Annotated in this window: 7 protein-coding genes and 1 pseudogene; 7 read left to right on the top strand and 1 reads right to left on the bottom strand. The window is 64.2% G+C overall.

Features of this window, described 5'->3' with window-relative positions:
- Positions 1–1,321, top strand: a pseudogene (locus IM708_RS19720) (ATP-dependent helicase); the annotation flags it as partial.
- Positions 1,322–1,701: 380 nt separating this feature from the next.
- Here IM708_RS19720 and IM708_RS19715 read toward each other — a convergent pair.
- A complete protein-coding gene (locus IM708_RS19715) occupies positions 1,702–2,778 on the bottom strand; it encodes a helix-turn-helix domain-containing protein (RefSeq protein WP_209428286.1) in 1,077 nt (358 codons plus the stop codon).
- Between the two features lie 49 nt (positions 2,779–2,827).
- On the opposite strand from IM708_RS19715, the gene IM708_RS19710 reads away from it, so the two are divergent.
- The 6 genes from IM708_RS19710 to IM708_RS19685 all read left to right on the top strand — a co-directional run bounded on the left by IM708_RS19710 (position 2,828) and on the right by IM708_RS19685 (position 6,978).
- On the top strand, positions 2,828–3,835 hold the full coding sequence (locus IM708_RS19710; protein ID WP_209428285.1) for a DJ-1/PfpI family protein: 1,008 nt from the start codon (positions 2,828–2,830) through the stop codon (positions 3,833–3,835).
- A gap of 425 nt (positions 3,836–4,260) precedes the next feature.
- Complete coding sequence (locus IM708_RS19705; protein ID WP_209428284.1) at positions 4,261–4,707, top strand: hypothetical protein; 447 nt, start codon at positions 4,261–4,263, stop codon at positions 4,705–4,707.
- Positions 4,708–4,721: 14 nt separating this feature from the next.
- On the top strand, positions 4,722–4,931 hold the full coding sequence (locus tag IM708_RS19700) for a helix-turn-helix transcriptional regulator (protein WP_209428283.1): 210 nt from the start codon (positions 4,722–4,724) through the stop codon (positions 4,929–4,931).
- Between the two features lie 24 nt (positions 4,932–4,955).
- Positions 4,956–5,591, top strand: a complete 636-nt coding sequence (locus tag IM708_RS19695) for a DUF2306 domain-containing protein (RefSeq protein ID WP_209428282.1) — start codon at positions 4,956–4,958, stop codon at positions 5,589–5,591.
- On the top strand, positions 5,588–6,562 hold the full coding sequence (locus tag IM708_RS19690; protein WP_209428281.1) for an NAD(P)-dependent alcohol dehydrogenase: 975 nt from the start codon (positions 5,588–5,590) through the stop codon (positions 6,560–6,562). The genes IM708_RS19695 and IM708_RS19690 overlap by 4 nt, the downstream gene beginning before the upstream one ends.
- Positions 6,559–6,978 carry a hypothetical protein gene (locus IM708_RS19685; protein WP_209428280.1) on the top strand — a complete coding sequence of 140 codons (420 nt, stop codon included), beginning with the start codon at positions 6,559–6,561 and terminating at the stop codon, positions 6,976–6,978. The genes IM708_RS19690 and IM708_RS19685 overlap by 4 nt, the downstream gene beginning before the upstream one ends.
- The last annotated feature ends 290 nt before the right edge of the window (positions 6,979–7,268 follow it).

Below are 7,268 nucleotides of genomic sequence, written 5' to 3'. Positions count from 1 at the left end.
AGAGGCCGTGATTGGCGAGACCCTGGTCCGCGCCACGCGCGGCGCCGTGGATCGCCCGGATCTGGCGAAGTCCATTCGCACGCCACCCAGCGGAATGGCAAACGACGCCCTCGAGACGGAACCGCTCATCGTCTGGGCCGAAACCCGCATCGGCCTGACCGACGATCATATACCGCACCGCCGCAAGCCGCGCACGCTCAGTGAGGCGGCCTTGAAGCTTGCTGACGAGTCCGGCGAGCCGGTGCCGGATTGCCTGGCCGCACTCGAGTACGCTCTGTCCATGGCCTCGATGCCGGAGAACCTGCGGGGCGGTCCATCCGACCGCGCCTTCCTGGCGTACAAGCTTCACCAGTATCTGTCTGGTCCCGACAGCCTGTATGCGACCTTGGGTCCGGAGGATGAGCGAACCATCCGCTTCGACAAGCAGAAGACCGACCCGGAGGCGGAGGCGCGACTCTTCGAGGTTCGTTTCTGCCGCAAGTGCGGCCAGGATTATCACCCCGTCCGGGCAGTTCCTGACGGCGCGGGCCGACGATACATTCCTCGCTCGATCGACGAGGAAGCACTCGACGATGATGACGAGACGGGATTTCTGTGCCGCGCGGCAGGACTGCCCTTCGAGGGCGAGCAGGATCTTCCGTCGTCGTGGCTTGAGGAGACTGCGAACGGCTCGATCCGCGTCAAGCGGACCTATCGTGAGCGCGTTCCGTTCCAGGTCTCCGTCGATCCTCAGGGTATAGAAGGTTCCGGCCTCGGCATGTGGTTTATGAAAGGCAAGTTCTCGCTCTGCCTGCGATGCGGAGATACGCCGCCGGGGCAAGGCCGGGATCGCAACAGGTTGTCGGGCCTCTCCGCAGAAGGTCGTTCCTCGGCGACGACGATCCTGAATTCGGTAGCGCTCGAGGAAATGGAGACGGCGGAGGCGGGTCGCAGCAAGCTGCTGACCTTCACCGACAACCGCCAGGATGCCGCCTTGCAGGCGGGTCACTTCAACGACCACATCTTCGTCACGAAGCTGCGCGCAGCCATATTCGCAGCCGTTCGCGAGGCCGGCAGCGGCGGGTTGGCCGGACGGTATTTCGGAGACGCCGTCCGGCGGGCCCTGGGCTATGCTTGGTCGAACGAGGACAGTCACGAGGAATGGCTGCGGGATGATGTTCGCGGGCGGAAAGCTACGGAGGCCGAGGTGCTGCTGTCCCGAATCATCGCGCATCGGGTCTGGACGGATCAGCGCCGTGGTTGGCGTTTCACCAATCCCAACCTTGAAGACCTCGACCTCGTCCGGGTCGAGTACGCGATGCTTCCCCCCGCGCCGGTCTGAGATTTTTGCCATCCGTCGCCGGGATCAGGCCCCGGGGCCGGTGGCGACGGCACTTTGGTCGCGGCTTGAGGATGGAGCCTGACACGGCCAGCACGGGGATCGAGCGCACAATCGCAAATCGCTGACGAGTCCGTCCCCTTCAACGCGCGAGTCTCTAAATGACGAATTTGGTGTGCCAGTGGGTTTCCACGAATTCATGGACGATGCGCTGGCTTGGGCAGAACTGCCTGTGCCCATCTTCGCAAGCGCAGCGAATGGCAGGTCTGGTCCACGGTCACCTCGAAGGTCACGCAAACATGCATCCGCGCGTTGATGTGGTGTTGAGGTGAGCCGCCGCGCGCACGGCCATTTTGCATCGCTTTCGGCCCAGGGGCCCGTGATCACTGGGGCGCAGGAGAGCTCTGCAAACGTTTTGCAAGGGACGCCTCCGACGATGTATCAGCATGCGGCGGGCAAGGCATGGTCCGAAATCGCGAACGGTATGCGCCCGGCGTGATGCCAACCTTTTTCTGGAACGACCGGAGAAGCGCATCGACGGAGCCGTATCCCGCTTCGTAGGCAACCTTGTCGAGAGGATTTGAAGTCTCCTCGAGAAGGCTCTTCGCGCGTGTCAGCCGGGCCTCGTCCACGAAACGAGCGGGCGTGGTTCCGGCAGCTCCGGCGAAGGCGCGCAGGAAGCTTCGTTCGCTCATGTTGACGAGAGCAGCAAGATCCGGCACGTAGCGCCCCTCCGCATGTAGACGCCCGGACGGGTCCTCAAGAATGCGCGCGATGAGCTGCATGATCGGATCGGGCCCGGTCGAGCGCACATTGAGCCCGGCTCCGAATTGCGCCTGCCCGCCCGGCCGGCGTAGGAACAGGACGAGTTCGCGGGCGACAGATAGAGCGACGCGCGCACCCTGATCGGCTTCGATCAGCGCCAGAGAAAGGTCGATACCCGCGGTCACGCCTGCCGAACTGTAAAAGGGCGGCTCGGAGACAAAGATGGCGTCCGCGTCGAGTTCGACCTTCGGGAACAGGGTCCGGAACCTATTAGCAGCGTTCCAGTGCGTCGCGGCCCTGCGGCCGTCCAGAAGCCCCGTGGCAGCCAGCACAAATGCGCCAGTGCAGATCGACACGACCCGCCGGGCGCGGGAGATCTGACTGCGAAGAACGTCGAGCGTCACGCCATCCTCCCAAGCAGCCAGCATTGCCTCTTCCGATCCGCCGCAGATCATCAATGTATCGACAGGCCCGGTCACACTTGCGATGGGGGCAGCCGGCCCCACGGACAGCCCTGCATGAGTTTCGATGGATGTGCCTTCCACCGAACAAAGCACAAATTCGTAGCTAACACCGAAGCGACCCGCCACCGCGAAGGCTTCCATGGGGCCGGTCAGATCGAGGCTCTGCACACCATTAAGGGCGAAGAACACGACACGCCGCGGCATTGGCGGATTCTGCGGATAGTATGTCATTTCCGCCTTCGTAACACGCGTCTATTTTCAGCGCAAACTGGAGATGACCATGACCCGCCGATTGACCATCCTTTTTGTCCTCATTCTTGCCGCCGCGCCACTCGCCCTACTCCGCACCGGCGGCGCTGGCTTCGAAGCGGTGGCAATGCCCGCCACCAACCCGCCCGAGCCACGCCCGCTCGCTGGCGAGCGCCGCCTTGTCGTGTTGCTTGCCGACAATACCGGCGCCGAGACGACCGATCTCCTGGTGCCGCACGGCATCCTCCAACGCAGTGGCGCGGTCGACGTCCTGATCGTAGCGACCCGAGAGGGCGCCGTGGAGCTCATGCCTGCACTCACGGTGATGCCGGATATGACTGTGGCAGAATTTGAGAGCACTTATCCAAACGGCGCCGATGCGGTGATCGTCCCGGCCTTTCACAGCCGTGGCACCGATGCCACCACAGCCTTCATCCGCAGCCAGGCAGCGCTCGGTGCGCTGGTCGTATCGATCTGCGAGGGATCTGAGCCAGTTGCGCGCGCGGGTCTTTTCGACGGACGGGCCGCAACGACGCACTGGCACGCGCATGCACGCATGAACCGACGCTACCCCCTGGCGACCTGGGTGCAGAACGCCCGCTACGTGATTGACGGACCGGTGATGAGTTCCTCCGGCGTGTCGGCCTCGGTGCCTGTAACGTTGAGGCTTCTTGAGATCCTTCAAGGGGAGCGGGCCGCGCGTGTGACTGCCGCCGGGCTCGGCGTTGAAAACTGGAACGCAGACCATGACAGTACCCTCTTTGCCCTGAACTTCGGAACAGTCCGCCTTGCGGCGGGGAACCTTCTGGGGTTCTGGCGGCATGAAGTTCTCCGTGCCGACCTGTCAAACGGCTTCGACGGTGTTGCCTTCGCACTTCAGGCGGACGCCTGGTCCCGAACGTATCGCTCGCGCGTTGTTGCGCAGAACGTCCAGGGTTATGTCACCTCTGCCGAAGGCGTGACCTTCGTCACGCAGCACGACCCCGCGCGCCGATGCCGTCCTGCGGCCATCCTCCGGGGCGCCTATTGCGGCCCTTGATGCCACCCTCAAAGCGATCTCCGATCGCTATGGCGCGCGAACGGCAGCCTTCGTGGCCGCGCAGCTCGAATATTCCTGGTCTTTGCTGACGCCGTGACAGCGCAACGGATCGCAAGGCAGTCGGGGTGAGCCGGAAACCGTCCGCGAGGCTCAGGCGTCATCAAGGCCTGATCAATCGGGGCAAACGTATCGCCGAACAGCCATGATGGTGAGCCGGGGAACATCGTCCGCGCCGATCCGCGCCAGTGCACCTGGCAATTACCATCTGATCCGCGGTCTTCCAACATCGCGCTTGAGTTCGGCAGAGGTCTGGCTCACGCATCAAGAGAGCATCGGCGTGGTATGAAGCCCTTTACGTCAGGTTCGCATAACTATACATGAAGTATGGTAAACTTTACCTCACCAGACCTTGGCCGGATCAAACCATGTCCCACGAAGAGCGCAATGTGCTGACCGAGATCCTGGCGAATGCCATCATCATTGGCCTGTTCCTGTGGTTTCTTGTGGCCGGTCACTCTGCGGGGCGGTTCGACGGGCCGGACGGGGTGCAGGTCTGGGCGGTGCTGGTCCTGAAGCTGATCGGGGCGAGCATCGCCATCGGGATCGTGCTGGCCATAGTCATGGCCATCCTCTGGCAGGTGGTCACGGGCGAGAAGACGGAACTGACCCGCGATGAGCGCGACCGCGCGATTTCCGGCATCGGCTGGAAGGTGTCGATGCTCGGCTCGGCTGCCGGTTTTGTCGGTGGCATCGTCGCGCTGGCGCTGGGGGCCAGTATCATCCTTGCGCTGAACCTGATGCTGGCGGGCTGCGCCCTTGGCGATACGGGCGGCAATCTGGCCAAGCTCCATGCCTACCGGAGGGGTCTGTGATGAGGGACCTTTGAATGGCGCGGATCGAGAACTCCATCCGCCGCCTGCGGTTCGATGCGGGCGAGATGACGCAGAAGGACCTTGCCGCGCATGTGAGCGTGACGCGGCAGACGATCCTGGCCATCGAGAACGGCAAATACGCACCCACGCTGGAGCTTGCGTTCCGCATCGCGCGCCATTTCGGCGTGGGGGTCGAGGACGTGTTCACTTACCACGACGATTGATCGTCTGAGCGAAAGAGACCTTCCATGATCCGCCTGTTTGTGCGGCCTATGCCGCTTGCCCTGATACTCATTTTCGCCACCTTCATCCCGATGTTGATGGCCGGCGTCCGGATTGTGCAAATCCCGGCGGAACTGTTGCCCGAAGACAGTCTGCGGCTGACCGTTGCGCCGGTTTCGCACTGGTTGCATTCCATTGCCGGCCTCCTGTTCGGGCTGCTGGGGCCACTGCAATTCGCCCGCGCCCTGCGCGCCCGATTTGGCGTGCTGCATCGTTTGTCGGGGCGGGTCTTTGTGGTCGCGGGCCTTGGCATGGCGCTGTCGGGGTTGGCGCTGCTGGCGCAGGTGGAGAGCATCGCTACCGCGCTTCTGGATATTGCCCGCGCTGCCTTCAGCGTCGCCCTTTTCGTGGCGCTGGTGCTGGGTGTCCGGGCCGCGCGCGTCCGCGACAGGTCAACGCACCGCGCCTGGATGATCCGCGCCTATGCCATCGGCATGGGCGGAGCTACGGTCGCCCTGGTCATGTTCCCCATCTACCTCATCAACGGCGCGCCAATTACCGGGCATGCATCCGATCTGGTTTTTGTCAGCTGGTGGCTGGTCACGATCGGTCTCGGCGAGAGGGTCATTGCCCAGACCCGTCACAAGGAAGTTTACCAATGAAAGCCGCACTCTGCCGCCGCTATGGCCCGCCCACCAGCATCTCCATCGAAGAGGTGCCCAACCCATTGCCCGGCCCCGGCGAGGTGCTGGTGGCAATTGAGGCCGCGGGCCTGACCGCTGGCGATGCCCGCATTCGCGGCGCGCGCGCGCCCAGAGGCATGGGGCCAGTGATCCGGCTTGTCTTCGGGCTGCGCGGCCCGCGTCGACCCGTACTGGGGCGCGAATATGCCGGGCGCGTGGTAGCCTTGGGGGCTGGTGTCACACGGTACGCGGCGGGGGATGCGGTCTTCGGCATCACCGACGGGATGCGCATGGGCGCCCATGCCGAACAGGTCGCAGTCAGGGCCGATGGCCTGATCCTGCCCCGCCCCGACAGCCTAAGCGTGCCCGAAGCCGCAGCCTTCTTCTTCGGCGGGCTGACGGCGGCGGATTTCCTGCTGGATCAATGCGCGCTGCAACCCGGCGAGCGGGTGCTGGTGGTGGGGGGCACGGGCGCCGTAGGCTCGGCCGTCATCCAGATCGCCCGCCACCATGGGGCGCATGTCACCGCACTGGCCGGAGCGCACAATCTGGATCTCGCGCGCGAACTTGGTGCGGATGTGGCGCTGGATTACCGCACCGACCCGGCAAAGGGGCCGTTCGACGTGATCCTCGACGTGCCCGGCCTGATGCCCGACGCGGCCTCGCGCCTTGCGCCCGGCGGGCGGCTGGGGCTGGTCACGGCCGATCTGGCCACGATGCTGGGCGCAATGCTGCGTCCCCGCCGCGCCGGGGGCCGCAGGCTTTGCGCGAGCGTGATCAAGGAAACCCCACAGGCGATGGCGCGTTTGATGGCGCAGCATCAGGCCGGGGCCTATCGCCCGTTGATCGGCGCGCGCTTTCCCCTGACGGACATCGCACAGGCCCATGCGCAGGCCGACAGCGGCCACAAGCGCGGCAATCTGGTGATCGAGGTGGAGCCGCTGCCATGACCCTGCAATCCGCCCTCGACCGGATCGTCGCCGCTGGATTCCGGCACCGCGACGTCCACGAGATCGCCCTTGGCGTGATGGAGGGCGCGTTCTTCACGGGCGGGTTGTTTCCCACAGCGCTTCTGGAAGATCCGCCCCCTTGGCGGCGGGTATTCTTCCCGCTCAAGGCAGCCACGGGAATGCTGCGCTTTGCCGTCCCGCGCTGGATGCCACCGTTCCAGCCGGGGATGGAGTTCATTGGCCATTCCGGCATCAGCGGCGTCATCGCCTTCGCCTGCCCCGCGCGCAGACGGAGCATCGTTGGCGCCATCAACCAGTTGCAGGAACGAGGTCGACCCTACAGGGTGTTGATGCGGGCCGCGCTGGCGTGCAGGAAAGGTGCAGCCATAGGGCCCAAGGATCGCTGCGGCCAGTAAGAACGGCCGGTTCGGTGAAGCCGCACCGCGGCAGGTGGACCAGGCTGAATGGCATCTGTGGATGGCCCCTGCTTTGCAAGAGCTTTTCTTGTGATTTTGCGGTGTCTTCGTCAGCACAGTCGTCTGTTCGGCCTGTTTGCGTGGCATCTTCGGGATGCCACTGGCCCTGATGAGTTCCGCAAGCGAGGTTCCAATCGGCTTAGCGACCTCGAGAGCCGCTGACATTCACGGAGTGTCCTTGCTCTTGGTTGACTTCGTTCCGCATCATCACGATTCAAGCGTCTTGCATT

The sequence above is a fragment of the Pararhodobacter sp. SW119 genome, assembly GCF_017811755.1.
Taxonomy (GTDB): Bacteria; Pseudomonadota; Alphaproteobacteria; order Rhodobacterales; family Rhodobacteraceae; genus Pararhodobacter.
Note: the sequence above shows the minus strand (reverse complement) of the source record. Positions and strands in the feature narration are given on the sequence as shown.

Coding starts and splice junctions, on each gene's coding strand:
- IM708_RS19710 (WP_209428285.1), top strand. CDS start 2,828: ATGACCCGCCGATTGACCATCCTTTTTGTCCTCATTCTTGCCGCCGCG.
- IM708_RS19705 (WP_209428284.1), top strand. CDS start 4,261: ATGTCCCACGAAGAGCGCAATGTGCTGACCGAGATCCTGGCGAATGCC.
- IM708_RS19715 (WP_209428286.1), bottom strand. CDS start 2,778: ATGACATACTATCCGCAGAATCCGCCAATGCCGCGGCGTGTCGTGTTC.
- IM708_RS19685 (WP_209428280.1), top strand. CDS start 6,559: ATGACCCTGCAATCCGCCCTCGACCGGATCGTCGCCGCTGGATTCCGG.
- IM708_RS19690 (WP_209428281.1), top strand. CDS start 5,588: ATGAAAGCCGCACTCTGCCGCCGCTATGGCCCGCCCACCAGCATCTCC.
- IM708_RS19695 (WP_209428282.1), top strand. CDS start 4,956: ATGATCCGCCTGTTTGTGCGGCCTATGCCGCTTGCCCTGATACTCATT.
- IM708_RS19700 (WP_209428283.1), top strand. CDS start 4,722: ATGGCGCGGATCGAGAACTCCATCCGCCGCCTGCGGTTCGATGCGGGC.